This window comes from Rhodococcus sp. P1Y, assembly GCF_003641205.1.
Classification (GTDB): Bacteria; Actinomycetota; Actinomycetes; order Mycobacteriales; family Mycobacteriaceae; genus Rhodococcoides.
On the sequence record NZ_CP032762.1, the window covers coordinates 482,696 to 504,334 of the forward strand.

Genomic DNA, 21,639 nt, shown 5'->3' on the forward strand with positions numbered 1-21,639 from the left:
CGTCCACTGTTCTTGCAGCGACGGTGCCCGCAGTCATAACCCCGGTAAATCCCCCTCCCAACACCCCGTAGTCCCCGTTGTCGCCGCCATCTACATACGGGCGAGCATAGATGCTGAAGAAACAACGAATTGGTTGCGCGGACCTATTGGTGAAGGTGCTCGTGATCGTGTCACCGGCAGTAGATGGCACGTATCTGACGTCACCTGGTGCGGCGTTGGATACAGCGGCAGTAGCGAAGCACGTGAGTATTGCTACTGCCGCAAATACAGCGGTGACGGTCTTAAGCATGGCAGGCTCCAAGGGTGTGCGGGCGTCCCGACCTACGCAGCGATGCTGCCACGACGCAACACAACCCGCAGCGAAAACGCCTGAACGAGGATCGCCTGGCGCTTACATCGCGCACCGGAGGTTGCAACCAACGCCGGGTCTTGCGAATTGAAGTCCTCGATCACCACGCGGGCTTCGAGCAGGCTCGTCTAGTGGTTGCGGTTCAGGCACTCCTTCCGTAGGCGGTTGTTAGAGGACTCGATGTGGCCGTTGTTCCACGGCGTACCCGGCGGGATGTATGAAATGCCGATACGGCCACGGCAGAACTGTTGCAGCACATGTGAAATAAACTCGGGACCATTGTCCATCCGCAACACCTACGGCGGACCACCCCACAGCGCGAACGTGTTGTCGAGCTCGTCGGTTAACCGCTGTGCGGTGATCGATCGCTCGACGGTGTTCAGCAGTGACTCCCGGGGGTGTTTGTCGATCATCGATGCAATCTCAATTGCCTTCCCCTCGACGGTCGAGTCGAGCTGAAAATCCATAGCCCACAACACCCTCAGTGCATCGGCTTCGATCAGCGGGCACGAGCTGACACCGGCGCGTTTGCCCGGGGGAGAGAGAGATCCGGACTTGCAGGCGCTCCTCCTTCCGGAGTCGATTCACCTTCTTTGGGTTCACCGTCATGCCCTTGTCGCGCCTCAGGTGCGCCCAGTGGCGACGGAAGCCATGCAGTGGATGCAAGCCTGTATACGTGCGCAGCGTCGCTTCAGTGCCGCATCAGGGTCGGCGGGTGTCTCGGCGATCGGTGTTCGTGAGTAGGTGGAGCGAGCAAGCCCAACTGCTTTGCAGGCCAGTGCCTTCGCCGCGTCGGTGTCCATCCAGCCGTACTGGCGTCGCAAGTTGTACAAGGTCGCCGCCGATGCTTCGAGCTCCGCCGCGATCTCCTCCTTCGCTTTGCCTGCAGCAGTATGTTAATCGGCACGGCGCAGCTTGCGCACGATGTCCTCGGTAGAGGGCCGTTTCCGTCCAGCCGTGTTTTCCCGTCCTACCCGCCCAACTCATGGGTAACAAGACCCTAAACAAGATGGCCCGTTTACTGGGGACGCGCCAATTGCTCTTGTGGATTGATGAAACCGTTGCGCGAAAGTGCTCGGTAGACCGTTGATCGGGACGGCGCTCTGTTGCCAATCTCGAGAGTGAGTTCGTAGACGATAGGGCGTCCACCCACCGACGACGATGGCGACGTATCTCGCAGATGAGCGCTTCGACGTTCGGATCGATTCGTGCCGGACTCAAGTGTGGTCGTCTCGACGCGTCGACGAGACCGTCCAGTCCCGTGGCCTCGTACCGCTTGCGCCACGCTGTGACAGTTTGACGACTGACACCGAATCGTTCTGCGACGTCTACGACGAGCGATCCGTCCGACCAAGGATGTCTGAAACATTCGACACTTTCCGATTCCACAGACGCGGTTGTGTTGACCACAATGTTGAAGTGAACTAAAAATAGCCCCTAAGCGCGCAAACCCGCAGCTCAGGGGCTATCTTCTGTGCGCCCGAAGGGATTCGAACCCCTAACCTCTTGATCCGTAGTCAAGTGCTCTATCCGTTGAGCTACGGGCGCGTGTATTCAGTTGGTCTAGCTGGCCGGTAAAACTCTACCGACCGTGGCGGAGGCGAGAGGATTTGAACCTCCGGACCCGGTGAAGGGTCAAGTCATTAGCAGTGACTCCCATTCGGCCGCTCTGGCACGCCTCCTAGGCTGCCGGCCCTCTCGGACCGCCGAGGAAAGAGATTACCCACACGGACGCCATCAACGCAAAACGCCTGGTCAACCAGCCGTTCACCTGAGGAACGAATCGAACCAGTCGAAGATCCTCGTTTGCGCCTCGACGAGTGCCGCGGACGCCGGGTCGTTGTCTTCCGCGCTACCGGGCACGGGCGGCGCATCGGCTCGGTGACTCAGCCCGCTGTAGCTGACGACGTTCGTCGCGACGGACGCCCGCGTGGCTGCCTCGCGGAGCCCTTCGATGTGCTCGGGTGGGGTCCGAGGGTCGTCTTCGCCGTACAGACCCAACCAAGGCGCCTGCAGAGACGGCGCGGCCTCGATCAGCGCGACGGCATCGTCGTTCAACGGCTCGAGAATCCCGGCGGCGGCGACGCTGACGGCGGCCCCGATGGGACGGTTGGTGGCGACGATCAGCGCGGCGGTCCCGGCGTCGTCGAACCCGACGACCCCGACGCAGTCCGGTAACACGCCTCGGGACGTGAGCCAATCGAAGGTGGCGTCGAAGTCGGCGAATAGGTTGTCGCCGAACACCTCGTCACCATCGGTATCGGCGTCGCGATGAAACAGATCGGGCGCGACCGCCAGCCACCCCTCCTGCGCCAACGCACGCAGCAAGGCCAGCAACGACGCCGGTATTTCACGCGACTCGTGCAGCACGACGATTCCGCCCCGCACGTTGCCCTCGGGCGAGACCGCGGTGAGCGGTACCTTCTGCTGCACAGCAGGCGGTTGCTCGGTGTCGTCCTCGACCACACCCGGGTCGACGTCGATTCGGAGCACAGCTACGTCCGTGAAGATTCCCGACATGCCTTCCAAAATAGTGCTCGAGAGCTCCCCCCGCATCGATACCGGAGGACGCACAGAAATCCCACATGTAGCCCGAGCGCATAATGTGATCCGTGACTGCTCGCATCCGCACCGATCTCGACGCCATCCCCGCCTACATCCCCGGTCGAAACTTTCCCGGAGCGATCAAGCTGGCCAGCAACGAAACCACCCAGGGACCGTTGCCGAGCGTTCGCGAGAAGATCGCCGAAGCCGTGGGGAGCGTCAACCGTTACCCCGACATCGGCGCTACCGAACTCGTCGCCGAAATCGCGTCACAGTTGAAGGTCGCACCCGAGAACGTCGCGGCGGGTAACGGTTCGGTGGCACTGTGCCAGGAGGTCGTGCAGATTACCTGCAGCCCCGGCGACGAGGTCCTGTTCGCATGGCGCTCGTTCGAGGCCTACCCGATCATCGCGCGCGTCGCCGGTGCGACGCCTGTCGAGGTGCCTCTCGACGAGAACCACGTTCACGACCTCGACGCGATGCTCGCAGCCATCACCGACCGCACCCGCGTCGTGTTCGTATGCAACCCCAACAATCCAAGCGGAACCGTCGTTCGCCGGTCCGCGCTCGAGAAGTTCCTCGACGCAGTCCCCGAGAACGTGCTCGTGGTCCTCGACGAGGCCTACTTCGAATACGCCCGCGAAAACCCGGAGGGCGAGTACACCGACGGCGTGGAGCTGGCGCGTGGGCGTCGTAACGTCGTGGTCCTACGAACGTTCTCAAAGGCGTACGGACTCGCCGGGCTGCGGGTGGGATATGCCGTCGGCGATCCGTCGATCATCACAGCCCTCGGAAAAGTGCGCATCGCGTTCGCCGTGAACTCCGTTGCCCAGCAGGCTGCCTTGGCATCCTTGCACGCGAAGGACGAACTGCTTGCGCGTACCGACGCTCTCGTCGCCGAACGCGAACGGGTGCGTGACACCTTGATCGAATTGGGTTACGACGTAGCGCATTCCGACTCGAACTTCGTATTCTTGCCGCTCGGCGATCAATCCGGCGCTTACGCAGAGGGCGCAGCCGAAGCCGGAGTCCTGCTGCGCGCGTACGGAAACGACGGCGTGCGGATCACCATCGGTGACCCGCACGAGAACGACGCGTTTTTGAAGTACGCCGTTACTGCCGCTGGCGTCTAGAGGTTCAGCGCACGCTGCAGGGTCGGCCAGGACTCCCGCAGATCGTCCTGCCAGTACGGCCACTGGTGGATGCCGTAGGGCCGGTAGATGAACGTGGCGTCGATGTCGAGCGAGCGAAGCTTGGTGTCGAACAGGGTGGTGCAGTAGAGCGCAGCTGCTTCGAGCGGTCCACCTTGGGCTGCGTCCTGCAGACCTGACCCACCGGGGCCGAGCTCGTACGGTCCGGGCAATCCGGTTCCGACAGAGACATATACGTCCTTGCCCCGGAGAGCTTCTGCGTTGCGCGACGGATCATGCGCAACCCACCGAGGGTCGGCGTTCTCGCCCCACATGTTGGTAGCGTTGCCACCGTTCATGGCGACGGTAGCGCGCACAGCGTCCTTGAGGTTCGGTTGCGAATTGTCGTAGCAGCCACTCAGTCCCGCGACGCCCGTGTACAGATCCGGATGGCGAGTGATCAGATCCATTGCGGCCTGAGCACCCATCGACACACCGGAAATGGCGTTCGTGCCGTTGCCGGAGAACCTGGCGTCGATCAGCGGTGGCAGCTCGGAGGTCAGAAACGTCTCCCACATGTTGACGCCGAGTATCGGGTCGGGGACGTTCCAGTCTGTGTAGTAGCTGCTCGAACCACCAACGGGCAGAACCACATTGACGTTCTTGTCGGAGAAGAAGTCGACGATGTCGGTCTTCTGCGTCCAGGTGCTCTCGAGGTAGTCCGATTCCTTGCCCGCACTGACACCGTCCAGCATGTACAGCGTCGGCCTCGACACGGCCTGCGCGGCCGGTAGCAGAATCTGCACCTGAACGATCTTGTTCATCGCAGGCGAATCGACGAAGACAGCAGCACGGCGATCCGTGAGCATGTCGACATGATCGATCCGCGCGATCTTGGACGGAGACGCTTGCGCAAACGGCGGCGCATCGGCGCCAGCGGAGCTGCCGGTACCGGGGAGCGGCTGAGCAGACACCACACCTGTTCCCACGATCGACAGCGCAATGCTGGTTCCCAGCGCTGCCAGAACACGACGGTGCATTACAGATCCATCCTCCCCCGTCGCGTCGCTTCACGACGCAACACGAACAACTTACGTTCCAACCTAACCCACGAGTAGGTAGGCCCGCCGTGAGCTGTGCCTCCGCTCACAGTAGACGTAAAGCGGCCCGTACAAAACTACTGACGATTGTTTATGACGCGTCCCAAAGGCTGCATGAGCAGGGCCGCAATCAAGAAACACAACGCGCCGACGAAAGTCCCCAGATTGGCCAGCGCGGCGTTCGCGAGTTGCCCGGTCGCGGGGTGCACGAAGGCTCCGACCGCCGATACTGCGAATGCAATCGAGCCGACCATGTTCGTCCACGTACTTCGCCAGTCACGTGCGCGGGGATCCCACAATTTGTCGGTTTCGGTCGTTGCCACAACGGCGAGTGCGCTTGCGACGAGGAACGCTGCGGAACCGAAGACGTCGGGCCGCCAGATCCACTTATCGGCCTCGACGGAGGTCAACCCGCTGACCATCGCAATCCCCGTGCTCACGTTGAAACACAGCGTTCCTACGAACTGGACCGCAGCCGCCCACCAGTCGTAGATCTCAACTTTGTCCGATTCCTGGTTCGGTGCAGGGCGGCCACTCAATCGCAGCGCTGCGTAACCGGCGCCAGTGAAGAACATGGAGCCGATGAAGTAAGTGAGATTGTCGGCATCGACGCCGACCCACCTGGCATATCCCGGAACCGCCGCAAGAGCAAACAGCACCGAACCGATTACGAAGCCCCACGCCTCTTTTCTGAGCACTCAGTCGCCCAGCCGTGGGGGCTGTCGGTCGAGTACGGGCGCCATGAAGCGATTGTGGAACTCGACGCCCGGACCCGTCGTCACCCGTTGCGGATGGTTATCCGCGACCGGTCTCTCCCTGCAACTTGTCGATCATCTCCGACGCCTGTGCCTTGGTGAGGTCGCTGGGAACTTCCTCGCCGGCTTCCTGGGCCAAGGTGTTGAGATAGCTCTCCTGAGGACCGGTGATGGGCTCGTCTCCGGTGACCCAATTCTCGGGATCCTTCTCCGGATTCTGGTTGACCTGCTCGTTTTCGCTCATACGTTCGTATACGCCCGGCGCTGAGGTTCCAAACCTGTTCATTCACGCAAATGACTTCGATTGACTGTTCAACAACCTCGGCTCAAGATCAGACCACTACCCCCTCTTTTTCAGGAGCACCACATGATCCGCAAGACCCTGGTTCGCGCCGGCCTCGGAGGATTCGTCCTCGCAGCCGCCATGGCCACCATGCCTGCCGTCGCAACCGCCGACCCGATCACGGACTTCCTCTGCAACTCCGGATCGTCCCAGTTCTGCCCGATCCTGCCTCCCCCGCCTCCAGCCTTCGTTGCCCCTGCACCGCCGCCCCAGCACCAGCCCCAGGCTGGCTGCGCCCGCCCCGCACCGAGTGCGTTCCAGTACAAGAACTGCACCGAGGCGCGTGACGCAGGTGCTGCGCCAGTTCGCCGCGGTGACTACGGATTCGGACCGCACCTGGACCGCGACAACGACGGCGTGGGCTGCGAGTAACCATTGAAGTTGTACTTATGCAGGTGAAACGCTGCTTCTCACCTGCATAAGTACAAATTTAGCCGGCGGATAGGCTCGGCACGTGAGACGACGGCAGCAACCCCCGTTGCCGAAGAGGCATGGACTGGATCCGGCTCGGATTCGTATGCCCGAGGACGGTTCGTGGGCGACCATCAGGGAGTTCCTGGTCGACACCGAGCCCAGGATCGCGCCGTCGAGGATCGACGAGATGTTCAGTTCCCGCGAGATCGTCGACATGCACGGTCCGCTCGACATCGACGCCCCGTACGTGCGAGGCGAGGCCGTGTGGTTCCACCGCGATCTCCCCGCCGAGACGGAGGTTCCGTTCGACATTCCGATCGTCTACCGCGACGACACTCTGCTCGTGGTCGACAAACCCCATTTTCTGCCGACCATTCCGCGGGGTGGTCACATTCTGCAGACCGCACTGGTGAAGTTGCGTCTGGAGCTCGACTTGCCGGACCTCGTTCCCGCGCATCGCCTGGACCGCGTAACCGCTGGCCTCGTGTTGTTCGTCGTCGACCCTCGGGCGCGGGGCGCCTACCAAACCCTGTTCCAGGATCGCAAAGTGCGCAAGGTGTACGACGCGGTTGCGGGCGTGAATCCCGAGCTGGAGTTCCCCCGCACCATCGTGAGCCGAATCATCAAGGACAAGTACGACTTTGCCGCACGCGAGGTCGACGGTGAGCCGAACGCCGAGACGCTCGTGGAACTGGTCGAAAGCCGAAATGGCCTGGGCCGCTACCGCCTGAGCCCGACTACAGGGCGAACCCACCAGCTCCGCCTGCACATGAATTCCCTTGGGCTTCCGATCATCGGCGACGACCTCTATCCGCACCCGACGAACCGGGCGGTCGACGACTTCACCTCCCCGCTTCGGCTGCTGGCTTCGGAACTCGAGTTCGACGACCCGATCTCGGGGCTGGCACGCCGTTTCACCAGCTCGAGAACTCTCGAACTGTAGTTTTGTACTCTCGATTCCATTAATCTGCTATGGTCACATCCATGGCCAGACCACGGCAGTTCGACGAGGATGCAGTTCTTGCTGCGTCAGCGAAGCTGTTCCGAGTCAACGGGTTCGCGGACACGTCTACCGAACAGCTCTGCAGTGCATCGGGATTGGGCCGTAGCAGCCTGTACAACACGTTCGTGTCCAAGGATGAACTGTTTGTACGAGCACTGGAGCATTACACCTCTGTGACGCGCGCGCGCCAGGAGGCAATGTTGCAGGCATCCAATACCACTGCTGCACACCGCATTCGAATGCTCATCGACGCCGTTGTCGACGAGGAGGCCCACGCCGCGCACGCCGCGGGCTGCATGACCGTCAACACCTTGATGACGCCCGACCATCGACACCGCGATCCACGAATTGCCGAAACTCTCGACCGCGACCTGCGCGCTCGCCTGGATTCACTCGTCGGCGCGATTCAGGAAGGACACATCGACAGGTCGATCGACGATTCGGTGTCGGCCGAGGATGTGGCCTGGCTGATCGTCACCGTCATCTCCGGCATTCGAGTGAGCTCGCAGGCAGGCGCGAGTCCAGAACTTCTCCGACGCGTCGGACACGACGGCATCAGGTCGCTCTTCGCCTAATCGCGGTTCAGTCGTTGGGGTGTCGATTTGGCCTAGTTTTGGACTCTTAAATACATTAGAAAGGTGAACCGATGCCCAAGGTCGTTCACGTGCTCGCCGCTGGGATATTCGCCATGGTCACAAGCGAATTCACGGTCAGTGGCCTGATGCCGCAGCTCGCCCACTCGCTCGGAACCGGGGTCGAACAGATCGGCTACCTCGTGAGTGTGTTCGCGTTGTCGATGGCGATCGGAGGACCACTGCTGGCGAGCGCTCTACTACGCTTCTCCCATAGGCGTGCACTGTTGGCGTTGTTCGCAGTGTTCTTCGTCGGCAATATCGTTGCAGCACTGACACCTTCGTACTCGATCCTGCTGCTCGCCCGCATCGTCACCGGGGCGGCGTCGGGCGCGTTCTTCGGCATAGCCGTCACCGCGGCCGGAAACGCTGTTTCGCCCGAGCTACGCGGCCGTGCTACTGCCGCAGTACTGCAAGGGCTCGCGTTGGGAACGACTCTCGGACTGCCGATGGCAACCTGGACCGGTGGACACTTCGGTTGGCGCGCAGCGTTTGTCGCGATCGGGGCACTCACTCTCGCCGCCGCAGGAGCCACTGCCGCCACAATGCCCGACCTCGCACCGACCGCTGACGCCCCGAATCTACGAAACGAAGCACTCGCGTTGCGAAGCCCGCACCTCTGGCTTGTGCTGGCGACATCGACACTGATCATCGGCGCCACCTTCGCTGGCTTCTCGTACTTCACACCGATCCTGAACACCGAAACCGGCATCGACCTCGGCGTCGTACCGCTGCTGTTGGTCGCCTACGGCGTCACCACCGTTGCAGGGAACGCCGTGGTCGGCAGACTTGCGATCAGTCACACGATGATCGTGCTCGTGGCCGGCACCGCCATGGCTGCGATGTTTCTCGCCCTGTTCGCTTCTGGTGCACAATCCGCGTGGATTGCTGTGCCCGCGATGCTCGGGATCGGGTTCGTGGGCGTCACCATGAATCCAGCGATGGTCACCAGGGTGCAGCGGGTCGGAGGGACCGGTGCACTGGTCAATACCGTGCACACGTCGATGATCACCCTTGGCATCGTGATCGGATCCGCGCTGGGCGGCATAGGCACCGCGGCCTTCGGGCTCCGCGCGCCACTATGGATCGGGGCGGCGATGGCAGCTGTCGCGGTAGCGGTGATGGTCCCTGCATTGCTCGTACAGCGCCGGACCGAAGTGCCTGCATGAATTGGACATTCGTCGAGCCAGCAAACCAGAGATCGGCAATCGCAAGACACGGCATCCACTGGCAACAGGCATCCGCGAGACTAAGATGCGGTCGGTCCGTCAGGAATTTCGACGTCGGCAACGTGTGTCCCGTAAAACCGCGACTGCTTCTCCATGATCCCATCCATCCCCACACCGGTCGCAGTGCCGTATACCGTTCCAGTGAAATTCAGCGTCTTTTGAATTGCCCAGATGTCGTCATGCCGGTCCGGTGAGAAGAGTTGCGCGGGGTCACCGACCGCGACCCAAGAAATTGGCACGACCGATCCAGCGGCGAGCCGCGAATTGACCTGCAAGACGGCATTTATCCGCAGTTCACACCCCGCCTCGACCACTGAACCCGGAAACGTCGACGCACCGGTCGCGATGAACGACTCGCGCCCGACGCTGGTGCCATTGACATGAGCGTGTGGGCCGATCAGGACGCTGTCACCAATAGTAACGGAATGGCCTGCGCGGCCTTTGATCACGGCGTTCTCCATCACGACGACATCCTTGCCGATGCTGACCTGTCCGTCTTCTGCGGTGAGAACGGCCCCGTGCAGAACCCGGGAACCAGCACCGACGATCACATCACCAATCAGCACAGCAGTTGGGGCCACCCATGCATTCTCGGATACAGACGGACTTGCACCTCGATGTTCGTACAACATGAGGCAGATGATGGCACAGGGCAAACCGATCCGCCCTTCGCGCGGATTCGTCGAACTCCCCGGCACGCAGAATCCGCAGCGACCACCCGCTCGTCGATGCTGAACCAAGAGTGCATCCGAGTGCGGCCCTACTGAGCTTCGACCGGACAAACGGAACCGGCCCACCCTTGCGGGCGGACCGGATTCGAACAACGAACATTCTGCGGAAGCGGAGGGATTTGAACCCCCGGACGCTTTTACACGTCTCTCGCTTTCAAGGCGAGTGCATTGGGCCGCTCTGCCACGCTTCCATCGTCTACTGACGAAGACGATCCTAAACGCTCGCCGCGCTCAGGAGCCAATCACCCCTTGTCGATCGTGCTCCCCATCGCAGCGTCGACCTTCTCGAAGATGTCCCCGAGAGTCGATAGTTCACGCTCCGTCAAGAGGTCGACAAGATGCGCACGCACACTACTCACGTGGGTCGGCGCTGCCTCCTCCAACCTGCGCTTGCCCTCGGTCGTGATAACGGCGAGGACGCCCCTACCGTCGTCGACGCAGGTATTTCGCTCTACCATTCCGTCGGATTCCATCCGCCGAATCTGGTGCGTCAGGCGACTGCGAGACGACAGGACGCCGTCGGCGAGATCGCTCATCCGCAGCGATCCGTCGGACGATTCCGACAGCATCACCAGGATTCGATATTCGGCCATCGTCAGATTGTGCGCATCCTGCAGATCCTTGTTGAGTACCCCCATCAATCGTTGGCCGCCGTCGACATAGGCGCGCCACGCTCTCATTTCCGCAGTATCGAGCCACTGCGGGTCCCCCCCTGGACCAAAGGATCTTTCGGCCGTCACCCGACCATATTAGGCAAGGTTGCTACCGATGAGTAGCTCACACCGTTCTTGGAGGTCACTCCGCGGGCTCCGCTCCCGTTCGGTGTCCGATTTCGGGGGTCTTCAATAGGCTTGCGTGCATGCGCGAACCACATATTGATCCCCCGTACGTTGCAGCTGGCGATCGCTACGAGTCGATGGTCTACCGACGCGTCGGTACGAGCGGACTTCAATTGCCCGCCATCTCGCTCGGCCTGTGGCACAACTTCGGCGACGATGTACCGCTCGCTACCCAGCGCGAGGTGCTGCGGCGTGCTTTCGACCTGGGAATCACTCACTTCGACCTCGCCAACAACTACGGTCCGCCCTACGGGAGCGCCGAGAAGAACTTCGGGCGCATACTCCGCGAGGACTTCGCCGGATACCGCGACGAACTGATCATCTCGAGCAAGGCGGGCTGGGACATGTGGCCTGGTCCGTACGGCTTCGGTGGGACGCGGAAGTACCTGCTGTCGTCGCTCGATCAGTCGCTGGACCGCATGGGCCTGAACTACGTCGACATCTTCTACAGCCACCGGCCAGATCACGACACCCCTCTCGAGGAGACCGCGGGTGCACTGATCAGCGCGGTTCAGCAAGGCAAGGCTCTGCACGTCGGAATCAGCTCTTACACGCCCGGCAATACGGCGAAAATGGCCGACCTCCTGAAGGCTGCCGGCGTCCCACTGCTGATTCACCAACCCAGCTATTCGATGGTCAACCGTTGGATCGAAGAGGGACTCCTGGACACACTCGAGAAGGTAGGCGCCGGTGCGATCGCGTTCTCACCCCTCGCCCAGGGAATGCTGACCGACAAATACCTGGACGGCATTCCCGACGGCTCCCGCGCGACGCAGGGCAAATCCCTGAACCCCGATTGGTTCACCGACGAGCATGTCGGCCACCTTCGCGCGCTGAACAACATTGCCTCGGCGCGCGGGCAGTCGCTGGCCCAGTTGGCGCTGAGCTGGGCCCTGCGCGACCCTCGGGTCACGTCGGTGCTGATCGGGGCGTCGAGCGTTCGTCAGCTGGAGAACAACATCGGCGCCTTGCAGAATCTGGAATTCAGCGCCGACGAGCTCGCGCAGATCGACGAGCACGCCGGGGACTTCGGAATCAACCTCTGGGATGTGTAGGCGCTTTGCGCCCGTGCGCGCGTAATGACACAGGGACGTAACTACGCGCGCACGAGCAGGTTGGTCTTCGTGCGTGGGTAGTGACACTCGGACGTAACTACGCGCGCACGGGCGCCGAAGGCGCATACGCTCGATGCATGCACGCAATCACGCTGACCGAGTTCGGACCGCCCGAGGTGATGCAGTGGACGGAGGTACCCGATCTGCGTCCCGCGCAGGGCCAGGTGATCGTCGACGTCGCTGCAGCCGGAGTCAACCGAGCCGACCTGATGCAGCGTCAGGGGTTCTATCCCCCGCCGCCAGGGGCCAGCGAGACCTTGGGTCTCGAATGTTCGGGCATCATCTCGGAGCTGGGCGACGGGGTACACGGCTGGAGGGTCGGCGACCGGGTATGCGCACTTCTGGCCGGGGGCGGCTACGCGGAGCAGGTCGCCGTGCCGTCGACCCAGCTGTTTCCGGTGCCTCGCGGATTGGATCTCCATGCGGCAGCTGCTCTTCCAGAAGTGGCGTCGACGGTGTGGTCGAACCTGGTGATGTACGGCGGCCTTCGTTCGGGCCACACCGTTCTGCTGCACGGAGGCGGCAGCGGAATCGGCACGCACGCAATTCAAGTCGCCAAAGCTATGGGCGCCACCGTCGCAGTCACGGCAGGGTCCACAGCCAAGCTCGACTTCTGCGCGTCCCTCGGCGCCGACATCCTGATCAACTACAAGGAACAGGATTTCGTAGAGGAACTCCCCGATGGCGCTGATCTGATTCTCGACAACATGGGCGCAAAGTACCTGGAACGCAATGTGAACGCGCTTGCGATGGACGGCACACTCATCACCATCGGGATGCAGGGCGGGGTGAAGGGTGAACTGAACTTCGGCGCACTTCTCGGCAAGCGCGGCACCATCCACGCCGCCGGTCTGCGCGGCCGACCCGAAACCGGTCCGTCGAGCAAGGCCGACATCGTCGCGGACATGACGAAGCGACTATGGCCGATGATCGAGGAGGGCGTCGTCGCCCCGATCATTCACGCCGAGCTGCCGATCACCGAAGCGGCAGAAGCACATCGACTACTGGACGCCGATGCCATCGGGAAGGTGATTCTGCGGATTTCCTAGTGGCATGGATAAGTGCCCCACAGAGCACTTATTCGTGCCACTAGGCGAGCTTGGCGAGGCTCTTGACGAGCTGATCGATCTCGTGCCGAGTGGTGTACGGGGCAAGTCCGATGGTGACGGCGCCGCCCTCGTCGTTGACGCCCAATGCGTCGAGAAGCCTGCTGCCGCTGTGGATTCCGCTGACCGTCCCGATTCGGTTCTGCGCGAGATGTTCGGCGACCTTCTCGGCCGAGGTGTCCGCGACGGTGAAGCTCAGGGTCGGGATCCGGCTCGGGGCGTCGCCGAGAACCATGACGTGATCGAGCTTGCCCAGCGAGCGCAGGAGGTAGTCGAACAATCGGTCGTGGTAGTCCTGCAGCGAACCGATCGAGAGCTGAAGGCGCTCACGCCGCGTGCCGGTGGCAGCGTCGTCGAGATTGGCCAAGTAGTCGACCGAGGCCACGACCCCCGCGAGCAACGCGTACTGATGGCCCGCAACCTCGAGCCGCTCGGTCCCCTTCGCCAGCGGATTGAGCGACATCGACGGGATCCGATCGAGCAGAGCTGGATCGCGGAATACGAGCGCACCCACCTGCGGACCGCCCCACGCCGAGGACTGGACGGCCACGATGTCCGCACCCAGTTCCTCGATGTCGACGTGCGCGTATGGAGCAGCACCCGCGGCGTCGACGACGATGAGGCCCCCGACTGCGTGCACGCGGTCCGCCGCAACCCGAACATTGGGAGCGGAGCCGACGATCGGGGATGCAGCCGTCATCGCGACGAGGCGCGTCGTACTGGTGATGAGCTCTTCGAACTGCCAGCTGGGTAGTTCGCACGTGTCGATCTCGACTTCGGCCCACCGCACCTGTGCGCCGTAGCGGTTGGCGATGCGAAGCCACGGCGCGACGTTGGCCTCCTCGTCGAGCCGCGAGAGCACGAGGCCCGTACCAAGCCCCAGCCGTGACGACATGGACTCGGCCAACCACGCGAGTAGCGTCGCCCGGTCGGGACCGAGAACCACGCCGGCGGGATCGCCTCCTACCAGGTCCGCGATGGCTTGCCGGGCTGCATCGAGGAGGCCCGCACTTCGACGCGAGGACATATGGCCTGACGTGTGAGTTGGCGCACTTCCGCGAAACGCTGTCGACACTGCGGTCGACACACGATCGGGGATCTGCATCCCGTTCTGCGGATCGAGATGGATCCAGCCGTCGCCCAACGAGGGAATCGACCCTCTGACCCGCGCGACGTCATACCCCATGCCGGACACTCTAAGCGTCGATTTCGTGAGCGTGTGTTCCACATCCCTTATTTGTCTCGACCGCCCTGCTCACTCGCACGCTTGACTTCCCTCCGCACTCAGCCCACAGACCAGAATAAACGGCCCCGCTCGTCGCGCAATTCCGCCGGACGCGCAAGGATGGCGGTATGACGGACTCGCAGTCGAACCCCGAAGCAGGTGACCACGTCGTCGTGATCGGCCCGAATGGACAGCCTCTCGCACTGAGCCGTGAGGAAGCAACCGCCGCGGCAGCTCGTGCAGCAGGTTCCGAGGCCGCCGAAACAAGCGAAACTCCTCTTTCGGACATGGTCGAGCAACCGGCAAAGGTCATGCGTATCGGCACGATGATCAAGCAGTTGCTGGAGGAAGTTCGCGCGGCACCGCTCGACGACGCAAGCAGGACGCGCCTGAAGAACATCCATCAGTCCTCGATCCGTGAACTCGAACAGGGGCTCGCCCCCGAGCTCCGCGAAGAGCTCGAACGTCTTGCACTCCCGTTCGGCGACGACACGATTCCGTCGGACGCAGAGCTGCGTATCGCGCAGGCTCAGCTGGTCGGGTGGCTCGAAGGCGTGTTCCACGGAATTCAGACGGCTTTGTTCGCACAGCAGATGGCTGCGCGGGCCCAGCTCGAACAGATGCGCCAGGGCGCGTTGCCTCCCGGCGTCTCCATCAATCCCGGTGGTGCGGGCCACACCGGCGGTAGCGGCACCGGGCAGTACCTGTAGAGGTCGGAGGTGTGCGGGTAAGGTCGACCGTCGTGTCCGCCCCAGCAAAGAATCCCGAGAACGAAGCAGGAGAGCGTGTGACCGTTCCCGTTTCCGACTCGCAGACCTACAAGCGCGCATTCGGTGACCTGACGACCGGTTTCCGGCAGCGCGAGCTGTGGTTGCATCTCGGCTGGCAGGACATCAAGCAGCGGTACCGACGCTCGGTCATCGGCCCGTTCTGGATCACCATCGCCACCGCTGTGCAAGCCACGGCCATGGGTCTGCTGTATTCGGTTCTGCTGGACGTGAACCTCACGGAGTTTCTGCCGCACGTCGCGGTCGGCCTCATCATCTGGAACTTCATCAACGCCGCGATCCTCGAGGGCGGGGACGTGTTCGTCGCCAACGAGGGACTGATCAAGCAGTTGCCCTCCGCGCTGTCGGTGCACGTATATCGGCTGGTGTGGCGCCAAGTGCTGCTGTTCGGACACAACCTGATCGTCTACGTCGTCATCATCGCGATCTTCCGGCCGTCGTTCGGATGGACGGATCTTGCCGCGATCCCCGCGTTCGCACTACTGGTGGTCAACGCCGTATGGGTCGCGTTGCTGTTCGGCATCGTCGCCACCCGCTACCGCGACATCGCACCGATTCTGCAGTCGATGGTGACGTTGCTGTTCTTCATGACACCGATCGTGTGGACCACTCAGGGCCTGATCAACCAGGGCGGCGAGGCTGCCAAGCGGGCACGGCTCGTCGAGATCAACCCGCTCTTCCACTACCTCGACATCGTGCGCGCACCGATGATCGGTGAACCGCAACAGCTCTACCACTGGTACATCGTCATCGGCTGCACGGTCGTCGGATGGGCGCTGACAATCGTCGCGCTCAAGAAGTACCGGGCACGCGTGCCCTACTGGGTTTAGGGGCTCATCTCATGTCAGTCGGCATCACCACCCTCGACGCCTGCGTCGACTTCCCGATCTTCGACGCCAAGACGCGCTCCTTGAAGAAGGCTTTCCTCGGCAAAGCCGGCGGCGCCATCGACCGGAACAGCTCCGACGTCGTCGTCGTCGAGGCCCTCAAGAACATCACGATGAATCTCAAGGAGGGCGACCGTATCGGCCTCGTCGGGCACAACGGCGCGGGCAAGTCGACACTCCTACGCCTGCTGTCCGGCATCTACGAGCCAACGCGTGGAACTGCCTCCGTCCGCGGACGCGTCGCGCCGGTGTTCGACCTGGGCGTCGGAATGGACCCCGAGATCTCGGGTTACGAGAACATCATCATCCGCGGCCTGTTCCTGGGCCAGACACGCAAGCAGATGCTCGCGAAGATGGACGAGATCGCCGACTTCACCGAACTCGGCGACTACCTCGACATGCCCCTCCGGACGTATTCGACGGGTATGCGCGTGCGCGTCGCGATGGGCGTCGTCACCAGCATCGATCCCGAGATCCTGCTGCTCGACGAGGGCATCGGTGCCGTCGACGCGGAATTCATGAAGAAGGCGCGCATTCGCCTGCAGGCGCTGGTGCAGCGGTCCGGAATCCTGGTCTTCGCCAGCCACTCCAACGAGTTCCTCGCGCAGCTGTGCGATCGCGCGATGTGGATCGACCACGGCCAGATCCGTCAGGAAGGCGGCATCGAGGACGTGGTGCGGGCATACGAGGGTGACGACGCCGGCGACCACGTGGCGACGATCCTCAAAGAGTTAGAGCGCGACGAAGCGGGAGTGGAGCCTGCGGAACGACCCAGGGATGATCGAAATGGCTGAGAAGATAATCGGGGTCATCGTGACGCACAAGCGTCGTGAACTCCTTGCCCAGTCACTCGACGTCATCACGCATCAATCACGCCCGCTGGACCACCTGGTCGTCGTCGACAATGCTCACGAGGACGAGGTCCGCGCGCTCGTCGAGTCCGCTGACATCCCGACGACTTACCTTGGGTCACATCACAACCTGGGCGGCGCAGGCGGTTTCGCTCTCGGCATCCTCTACGCACTCTCGCTCGGTGCGGACTGGGTTTTTCTCGCCGACGACGACGGTCGTCCCGAGGGTCCCGAGGTGTTGGCGACCTTGTATGCGTGCGCCCTCAAACACGGCCTCGACGAGGTGTCCCCCGTCGTCTGCGACATCGAGGATCCGGACCGGCTCGCATTCCCACTGCGGCGGGGCGTCGAATGGCGGAGGCTGCGATCCGAGCTGATCGATCCTCGGAATCCCGACGACGACCTACTCGAAGGAATTGCGTCGTTGTTCAACGGCGCCCTGTTCAAGGCGTCGACGATCGACGCTGTGGGCGTTCCGGATCTGCGGCTCTTCGTGCGCGGCGACGAAGTGGAAGTGCACCGTCGATTGCAGCGATCCGGTCTGAAATTCGGCACCTGCCTGACGGCCGCCTACGTGCACCCGAACGGCGCCGAGGAGTTCAAGCCGATCCTCGGGGGCCGCATGCACACGCAGTATCCCGACGACCCGACCAAGCGGTACTTCACTTACCGCAACCGCGGATACCTGATGTCGCAGCCAGGAATGCGAAAGCTTTTACCGCAGGAGTGGATTCGCTTCGGCTGGTTCTTCCTTGTGACCACTCACAATCCCAAGGGCTTGGCCGAATGGCTTCGTCTCCGCAAGCTCGGCCGTCGGGAGCATTTCCGGCGGTAACCCCGCAGACCAGTTAGGACGCGCCCCACCGTCCTCGGCTACCGTGTGCGCATGACGGAACCGCGGAAGCTGACGGATCGGATTCGGCACTCGGCGCGCGAGAAGTTGCAGCGCGCAATCGGTGAGGTTCTGGACAAGCAAACGGCTCAGTTGGCCGAGCAGACCGGTGACCAGCAAGCGAAACTGCTCGAAATCCTCGAACGACAACGACGCGAGATCGACGACCTGCACGCCTTCATCCGCGGCCTCGAAATGCGCATGCGGCGCGACATTCCGTACGCATCCGACGTGGAAGCCGCGGCGCAGAGCGCAGAATTCGCCGAGGAGGTCATGCCGAAGGCACCGACGTTCCTGCGCCCGCACGCGACGCTGCGGTTCGCGCTCGGCGAGATCTCCGTTGCAGGGATGGCACTGGAGTTCGGAGTCGCCAGCGGCACCACGCTCGAGATCATCGCGGAGGAGTCGGCGTCGAAGCCCGATGTCACCGTCGTCGCCGGATTCGACGTGTTCTCTGGTCTGCCCGAAACGTGGCGAACGGGCTTCCCGAAAGGTTTGTTCGAGCAGGAGAGTCTGCCCAAGGTCCCCGGTGCGGAGATCGTGCCAGGGATGTTCGAGGAGTCGCTACCGGAGTTTCTGAAGAGTCACAAGGAGACGCTCGCATTCCTGCACCTCGACGCCGACCTGTACTCGTCGACGGTGACGGTACTCGATCTCGTCGCAGACCGTCTGGCCGTCGGTACGGTGATCGTGTTCGACGAGTACTTCAACTTCCCCGGCTGGCGCAACCACGAGTACCGAGCGTGGACCGAGTTCGTCGGTCGCACCGGGACGGAGTTCGACTACCTCGGGTACACCGCGGACAACGAGCAGGTCGTGGTCCGGATTCGTAAGGCGCCGACGCTGTAGAGCTGATCGCGCAGTGGCACGGTTAAGCGCCCGTCAGGGCACTTAACCGTGCCACTGGCGGCGAAGGCGCCTAGCTGTAGAGACGAGCCCAGTTCTCCCGGCTCGTCAACTGAGGAACTGCTGCTCGGAACTGCGCTTGCACCTCGGGCGCCTGCTGCCTGAATCGCTTGAGCAGCTTCGCCGATCGGGCCGTCAGTTCCGCTGCGGTGTCCTTGTCGCGCTTGCGGATCCTGACGCCGGACTGCGACGCATCGGTGACGACAGCGTGATCGAAGAGCGACACGTGCCACCAGTGCGCCTCTGCCGCCGGGATGCTGGCGATTCCGGGGATGGTGCGACCGAGCCACTGGAAGGCAGCACGTTTGCCGAGAACGAGGTCGATGCGGTCCTTCTTCGGCTCGAACCCGGCATGACGCGTCACCAGTTCGGAGGACCTGATACCCGGCATGTCCGACGCGGGATGCTTGATCGTTTCGGGGAACCTTGCACGTTCGCTTCTGATGGACTTCAGCACTGCCATTCCGCCGTCCTCGAGGATCTCCGGCCCCTCGAGGAAGTCTTCGATCCCGCGAATCATGGTGTACGCCAATCCGTACTGCATCGACACCAGATACTGCGAAATCTCACGGGCCAGGAGCTTGCTCAACGGCTTGGGGTCGAAGTCACTGTGCAGCGCAGCCACGATCAGCGAGTTGCGGATACTGAAGTATTTGGCCCAGTCGTCGCGATCCTTCCAATGGAAGTCGGCGTGCCACACGCCGGCGTTGGGAAGGGTGACGGTGACGAACCCGTTGGCACGCGCGCGAATGCCGTACTCGATGTCGTCCCACTGGAAGAACATCGGCAGCGGCAGTCCGATCTGCGCGACCACCTCCGCCGGGATCAAGCAGGACCACCACGCGTTGTATCCGGCGTCGACCCGCTTGTTCTGTTGCTTCTTCTTCTTCGTGAGGTCGGAGTCGTGCTTGGACCCGGCAGACCACCGGCCGGCCTTGAGCTTGGTCAGGTCGGCTTCCTCGGCACTGACGTGTAGGTGCTCGGGATTCATCAGATACAGCATCTGTGCACCGACAAGAGTCGGTTCGACGGTGACGTTGGCGAACGCATTCATTCGGAGCACGGACTCGGGCTCGCACAGGATGTCGTCGTCCATCAAGATCAGATTCGCGTGCTCGTTGATGGCCGAGACCTCGTACATGCCGCGGGTGAACCCGCCGGCACCGCCCAGGTTCGGTTGTCTGATGTAGACCAACTTGTCGCCGAGGCGATCGGCAACCTCGGTGAAGAGTGCGCGGTCCGACACATGGTCGGTTCCCTGGTCGACCACGTACACCGCGTCGATACCGGCCACCATGCCGTCGTCACCAGCGATGGCCGCGACGGTTGCAGCGCAATCGTCTGCCCGGTTGAAGGTGCAGATGGCGATGGCGGCAGGTCGGATGACCGGCGGCGCCGGCACGGTCCATTCGAGATCGCGGACGGTCAGCGACCCGTCGACAGCTGTGAACTCGGCCCACAGCGCACCGCCGTCGACGAACGTGTCGAGCGTCGCGGTCAACGAAGCCGATCCTGTCCCGTCCAGAACGACGGTGCTCAAGGTGCGCGCGTTGCCCGCCGAATCGGATGCTCGCAGAAGCACCGATGTCTTGCCTTCGCTCTCGTGGCCGAACTGCAACCGAACTTCGGTCACGGTGGTCCAGCGCTGGTAGTAGCTGGCCGCAAAGCGTCCGAAGTAGGTGTCGGTGTCGATTGTCGCACCCTTTTCGAGGTGAACCGAGAACCGCTCGCGATGCGCCCGTCCCTTGGCTATCGTCGCGTACAAGTCGTCCTTGACCAGCGCAGTAGGACCAGCGAAGAGCCCCCGTTGCACCACGAGACGCGCAGAACTCTCGTGCTCGGTCAGGGCGCTACGGACAGCAGCGGTGCTGCCGTCCACTGGCGCAACCGACGCAGGCTTGTTCATAGTGCTCCTACAACTTTCCGCATTTCCGAGGGCGAAACGGACGTGTCGACGCGGAGTCGACACAGTTCGCAGAGTAACAACACCGCCGGCTCACTCCGGTCACACCGCGCGTCGGCCCTGGACCCGTGTCGGCTCGGCGACGCGACGAGTGGCGCCCTGATGTCGTTTGCGGATGCGAAACAGTCCGAGTCCCATGGACACGACATCGGCCCTCGATATGCGCGTCCCGTGGCTTGCGTGATCGTCACTGAGCCGTACCGGCACTTCCTGCGGCCGGATGTCCCGCTGCTCGACGAGATAGACGAGCTCGGTGGTGAAGAGGAATCCGGGCTCGACGAGGTCGGCAGCCAGGTCTCTGATCAGGTCGCCGTCGACCAGAACGGTCCCTTGCGGATCACCGGTGCGCATCCCAAGTACTGCTCTTCGGAGAGACGCGAATCCCCACGTGAGCACGCCCCGCAGCGCGCCGCGCTCGACCGAGGACTGACGATGAGCCTTCGACCCGATCACCACCGTCGGCAGCGTCCCGCCGTTCTTCGACGCGAGCTTGTTCGCTCCGTCGAGATCGTCGAAGCCGAACGGCAAGTCGTCGGCGGTGAGCAGCACGTGCGCGCCTCGGCTCGCTTCAGTACCCACCCGAAGCGCGTTGCCCAGACCCTTGTCGCTCTGCAGAACCGTGAACGACACATCGTTGCCCGCCCAGCGCCGCGCGATGGCCGTGCACAGCTCGAACGTGTCGTCGGTCGAACCGTTCTCTACGACGATGATCTCGGCGCGGCTGCCCGCCAGCCGGTCCACGAGGCGTTCGGCGGTGTTCTCGATGACGGCGCTGGAGTTGTGTGCGGGTATGACGACGGACAAATCGATCGTTCCGGTGGTACCTGACATCTCGAA

The 21,639-nt window shown here is 62.7% G+C and carries 25 protein-coding genes and 3 tRNA genes; 12 read left to right on the top strand and 16 right to left on the bottom strand.

Annotation, left to right across the window (positions count from 1 at the left end; all coding sequences use genetic code 11):
- Positions 1 to 477: 477 nt before the first annotated feature.
- From D8W71_RS28345 to D8W71_RS02310, 7 genes are all read right to left on the bottom strand, one after another.
- Positions 478 to 636: an integrase core domain-containing protein gene (locus D8W71_RS28345; protein ID WP_153275294.1), complete on the bottom strand. Its 159-nt coding sequence runs from the start codon at positions 634 to 636 to the stop codon at positions 478 to 480.
- 9 nt (positions 637 to 645) lie between these two features.
- Positions 646 to 816 (bottom strand): hypothetical protein, encoded by a 171-nt coding sequence (locus D8W71_RS27505; protein ID WP_153275295.1) that lies wholly within the window; start codon positions 814 to 816, stop codon positions 646 to 648.
- Positions 773 to 1,015, bottom strand: coding sequence for an IS3 family transposase (locus tag D8W71_RS28350; RefSeq protein WP_161965392.1), 243 nt, complete (start codon positions 1,013 to 1,015; stop codon positions 773 to 775). Before D8W71_RS28350 ends, D8W71_RS27505 begins: the two co-directional genes overlap by 44 nt.
- 36 nt (positions 1,016 to 1,051) lie before the next feature.
- A complete protein-coding gene (locus tag D8W71_RS02295; protein ID WP_161965393.1) occupies positions 1,052 to 1,759 on the bottom strand; it encodes a helix-turn-helix domain-containing protein in 708 nt (235 codons plus the stop codon).
- A 65-nt stretch (positions 1,760 to 1,824) separates the two neighbouring features.
- A tRNA-Arg gene (locus D8W71_RS02300) sits at positions 1,825 to 1,897 on the bottom strand.
- A gap of 44 nt (positions 1,898 to 1,941) precedes the next feature.
- A tRNA-Ser gene (locus tag D8W71_RS02305) sits at positions 1,942 to 2,031 on the bottom strand.
- Between the two features lie 85 nt (positions 2,032 to 2,116).
- Positions 2,117 to 2,869, bottom strand: a complete 753-nt coding sequence (locus D8W71_RS02310; RefSeq protein ID WP_121110666.1) for a dienelactone hydrolase family protein — start codon at positions 2,867 to 2,869, stop codon at positions 2,117 to 2,119.
- 92 nt (positions 2,870 to 2,961) lie between these two features.
- Between D8W71_RS02310 and hisC the strand changes: the two genes are divergently transcribed.
- A complete protein-coding gene (hisC, locus tag D8W71_RS02315; protein WP_121110668.1) occupies positions 2,962 to 4,026 on the top strand; it encodes a histidinol-phosphate transaminase in 1,065 nt (354 codons plus the stop codon).
- Here the strand turns inward: hisC and D8W71_RS02320 are convergent.
- From D8W71_RS02320 to D8W71_RS02330, 3 genes are all read right to left on the bottom strand, one after another.
- Complete coding sequence (locus D8W71_RS02320; RefSeq protein ID WP_121110670.1) at positions 4,023 to 5,063, bottom strand: alpha/beta hydrolase; 1,041 nt, start codon at positions 5,061 to 5,063, stop codon at positions 4,023 to 4,025. The genes hisC and D8W71_RS02320 overlap by 4 nt on opposite strands.
- Positions 5,064 to 5,200: 137 nt before the next feature.
- Positions 5,201 to 5,821 (bottom strand): YrhK family protein, encoded by a 621-nt coding sequence (locus D8W71_RS02325; RefSeq protein WP_121110672.1) that lies wholly within the window; start codon positions 5,819 to 5,821, stop codon positions 5,201 to 5,203.
- A gap of 97 nt (positions 5,822 to 5,918) precedes the next feature.
- Positions 5,919 to 6,122 carry a DUF3072 domain-containing protein gene (locus tag D8W71_RS02330; protein WP_121118414.1) on the bottom strand — a complete coding sequence of 68 codons (204 nt, stop codon included), beginning with the start codon at positions 6,120 to 6,122 and terminating at the stop codon, positions 5,919 to 5,921.
- A 123-nt stretch (positions 6,123 to 6,245) separates the two neighbouring features.
- Here D8W71_RS02330 and D8W71_RS02335 point away from each other — a divergent pair, with 123 nt between their 5' ends.
- The 4 genes from D8W71_RS02335 to D8W71_RS02350 all read left to right on the top strand — a co-directional run bounded on the left by D8W71_RS02335 (position 6,246) and on the right by D8W71_RS02350 (position 9,439).
- Positions 6,246 to 6,593, top strand: a complete 348-nt coding sequence (locus D8W71_RS02335) for an excalibur calcium-binding domain-containing protein (protein WP_121110674.1) — start codon at positions 6,246 to 6,248, stop codon at positions 6,591 to 6,593.
- Between the two features lie 82 nt (positions 6,594 to 6,675).
- Positions 6,676 to 7,578: a pseudouridine synthase gene (locus tag D8W71_RS02340; protein ID WP_236077671.1), complete on the top strand. Its 903-nt coding sequence runs from the start codon at positions 6,676 to 6,678 to the stop codon at positions 7,576 to 7,578.
- Positions 7,579 to 7,619: 41 nt separating this feature from the next.
- Positions 7,620 to 8,213, top strand: coding sequence for a TetR/AcrR family transcriptional regulator (locus tag D8W71_RS02345; protein WP_121118416.1), 594 nt, complete (start codon positions 7,620 to 7,622; stop codon positions 8,211 to 8,213).
- Positions 8,214 to 8,284: 71 nt separating this feature from the next.
- Positions 8,285 to 9,439, top strand: a complete 1,155-nt coding sequence (locus tag D8W71_RS02350) for an MFS transporter (RefSeq protein WP_121110678.1) — start codon at positions 8,285 to 8,287, stop codon at positions 9,437 to 9,439.
- A gap of 80 nt (positions 9,440 to 9,519) precedes the next feature.
- On the opposite strand, the gene D8W71_RS02355 is transcribed toward D8W71_RS02350, so the two are convergent.
- The 3 genes from D8W71_RS02355 to D8W71_RS02365 all read right to left on the bottom strand — a co-directional run bounded on the left by D8W71_RS02355 (position 9,520) and on the right by D8W71_RS02365 (position 10,970).
- Positions 9,520 to 10,080, bottom strand: coding sequence for a gamma carbonic anhydrase family protein (locus D8W71_RS02355; protein WP_236077672.1), 561 nt, complete (start codon positions 10,078 to 10,080; stop codon positions 9,520 to 9,522).
- A gap of 254 nt (positions 10,081 to 10,334) precedes the next feature.
- A tRNA-Ser gene (locus D8W71_RS02360) sits at positions 10,335 to 10,421 on the bottom strand.
- Between the two features lie 51 nt (positions 10,422 to 10,472).
- On the bottom strand, positions 10,473 to 10,970 hold the full coding sequence (locus tag D8W71_RS02365) for a MarR family winged helix-turn-helix transcriptional regulator (protein ID WP_442972008.1): 498 nt from the start codon (positions 10,968 to 10,970) through the stop codon (positions 10,473 to 10,475).
- Between the two features lie 119 nt (positions 10,971 to 11,089).
- On the opposite strand from D8W71_RS02365, the gene mgrA reads away from it, so the two are divergent.
- Together mgrA and D8W71_RS02375 are read left to right on the top strand one after the other, a co-directional pair.
- Positions 11,090 to 12,124: an L-glyceraldehyde 3-phosphate reductase gene (mgrA, locus tag D8W71_RS02370; RefSeq protein ID WP_121110680.1), complete on the top strand. Its 1,035-nt coding sequence runs from the start codon at positions 11,090 to 11,092 to the stop codon at positions 12,122 to 12,124.
- A gap of 137 nt (positions 12,125 to 12,261) precedes the next feature.
- Complete coding sequence (locus D8W71_RS02375) at positions 12,262 to 13,233, top strand: NAD(P)H-quinone oxidoreductase (protein ID WP_121110682.1); 972 nt, start codon at positions 12,262 to 12,264, stop codon at positions 13,231 to 13,233.
- 40 nt (positions 13,234 to 13,273) lie between these two features.
- On the opposite strand, the gene D8W71_RS02380 is transcribed toward D8W71_RS02375, so the two are convergent.
- Positions 13,274 to 14,476: a cysteine desulfurase-like protein gene (locus D8W71_RS02380; RefSeq protein WP_121110684.1), complete on the bottom strand. Its 1,203-nt coding sequence runs from the start codon at positions 14,474 to 14,476 to the stop codon at positions 13,274 to 13,276.
- A 167-nt stretch (positions 14,477 to 14,643) separates the two neighbouring features.
- Here D8W71_RS02380 and D8W71_RS02385 point away from each other — a divergent pair, with 167 nt between their 5' ends.
- Genes D8W71_RS02385 through D8W71_RS02405 form a run of 5 tightly spaced genes read left to right on the top strand, consistent with a single transcriptional unit; the run spans position 14,644 to position 18,782 of the window.
- Complete coding sequence (locus tag D8W71_RS02385) at positions 14,644 to 15,225, top strand: bacterial proteasome activator family protein (protein ID WP_121110686.1); 582 nt, start codon at positions 14,644 to 14,646, stop codon at positions 15,223 to 15,225.
- 32 nt (positions 15,226 to 15,257) lie between these two features.
- Positions 15,258 to 16,133: a galactan export ABC transporter permease subunit Wzm/RfbD gene (gene wzm, locus D8W71_RS02390; protein WP_121110688.1), complete on the top strand. Its 876-nt coding sequence runs from the start codon at positions 15,258 to 15,260 to the stop codon at positions 16,131 to 16,133.
- Positions 16,134 to 16,144: 11 nt separating this feature from the next.
- Complete coding sequence (wzt, locus tag D8W71_RS02395) at positions 16,145 to 16,984, top strand: galactan export ABC transporter ATP-binding subunit Wzt/RfbE (RefSeq protein ID WP_121110690.1); 840 nt, start codon at positions 16,145 to 16,147, stop codon at positions 16,982 to 16,984.
- Positions 16,968 to 17,876 carry a galactofuranosyltransferase GlfT1 gene (gene glfT1, locus D8W71_RS02400; protein WP_328588812.1) on the top strand — a complete coding sequence of 303 codons (909 nt, stop codon included), beginning with the start codon at positions 16,968 to 16,970 and terminating at the stop codon, positions 17,874 to 17,876. Before wzt ends, glfT1 begins: the two co-directional genes overlap by 17 nt.
- Positions 17,877 to 17,927: 51 nt before the next feature.
- A complete protein-coding gene (locus D8W71_RS02405) occupies positions 17,928 to 18,782 on the top strand; it encodes a TylF/MycF/NovP-related O-methyltransferase (protein WP_121110692.1) in 855 nt (284 codons plus the stop codon).
- A gap of 70 nt (positions 18,783 to 18,852) precedes the next feature.
- Here D8W71_RS02405 and D8W71_RS02410 read toward each other — a convergent pair whose 3' ends face one another.
- Together D8W71_RS02410 and D8W71_RS02415 are read right to left on the bottom strand one after the other, a co-directional pair.
- Entirely contained in the window at positions 18,853 to 20,745 is a 1,893-nt protein-coding gene (locus D8W71_RS02410; protein WP_121110694.1) for a glycosyltransferase, read from the bottom strand.
- 99 nt (positions 20,746 to 20,844) lie between these two features.
- On the bottom strand, positions 20,845 to 21,633 hold the full coding sequence (locus D8W71_RS02415) for a glycosyltransferase (RefSeq protein WP_121110696.1): 789 nt from the start codon (positions 21,631 to 21,633) through the stop codon (positions 20,845 to 20,847).
- Positions 21,634 to 21,639: the final 6 nt, after the last annotated feature.

Coding starts and splice junctions, on each gene's coding strand:
- D8W71_RS02385 (WP_121110686.1), top strand. CDS start 14,644: ATGACGGACTCGCAGTCGAACCCCGAAGCAGGTGACCACGTCGTCGTG.
- glfT1 (WP_328588812.1), top strand. CDS start 16,968: ATGATCGAAATGGCTGAGAAGATAATCGGGGTCATCGTGACGCACAAG.
- D8W71_RS02375 (WP_121110682.1), top strand. CDS start 12,262: ATGCACGCAATCACGCTGACCGAGTTCGGACCGCCCGAGGTGATGCAG.
- D8W71_RS02350 (WP_121110678.1), top strand. CDS start 8,285: ATGCCCAAGGTCGTTCACGTGCTCGCCGCTGGGATATTCGCCATGGTC.
- D8W71_RS27505 (WP_153275295.1), bottom strand. CDS start 816: ATGGATTTTCAGCTCGACTCGACCGTCGAGGGGAAGGCAATTGAGATT.
- D8W71_RS02320 (WP_121110670.1), bottom strand. CDS start 5,063: ATGCACCGTCGTGTTCTGGCAGCGCTGGGAACCAGCATTGCGCTGTCG.
- D8W71_RS02405 (WP_121110692.1), top strand. CDS start 17,928: ATGACGGAACCGCGGAAGCTGACGGATCGGATTCGGCACTCGGCGCGC.
- wzt (WP_121110690.1), top strand. CDS start 16,145: ATGTCAGTCGGCATCACCACCCTCGACGCCTGCGTCGACTTCCCGATC.
- D8W71_RS02330 (WP_121118414.1), bottom strand. CDS start 6,122: ATGAGCGAAAACGAGCAGGTCAACCAGAATCCGGAGAAGGATCCCGAG.
- D8W71_RS02415 (WP_121110696.1), bottom strand. CDS start 21,633: ATGTCAGGTACCACCGGAACGATCGATTTGTCCGTCGTCATACCCGCA.
- D8W71_RS02310 (WP_121110666.1), bottom strand. CDS start 2,869: ATGTCGGGAATCTTCACGGACGTAGCTGTGCTCCGAATCGACGTCGAC.
- D8W71_RS28345 (WP_153275294.1), bottom strand. CDS start 636: ATGGACAATGGTCCCGAGTTTATTTCACATGTGCTGCAACAGTTCTGC.
- mgrA (WP_121110680.1), top strand. CDS start 11,090: ATGCGCGAACCACATATTGATCCCCCGTACGTTGCAGCTGGCGATCGC.
- D8W71_RS02410 (WP_121110694.1), bottom strand. CDS start 20,745: ATGAACAAGCCTGCGTCGGTTGCGCCAGTGGACGGCAGCACCGCTGCT.
- D8W71_RS02380 (WP_121110684.1), bottom strand. CDS start 14,476: ATGGGGTATGACGTCGCGCGGGTCAGAGGGTCGATTCCCTCGTTGGGC.
- D8W71_RS02345 (WP_121118416.1), top strand. CDS start 7,620: ATGGCCAGACCACGGCAGTTCGACGAGGATGCAGTTCTTGCTGCGTCA.
- D8W71_RS02335 (WP_121110674.1), top strand. CDS start 6,246: ATGATCCGCAAGACCCTGGTTCGCGCCGGCCTCGGAGGATTCGTCCTC.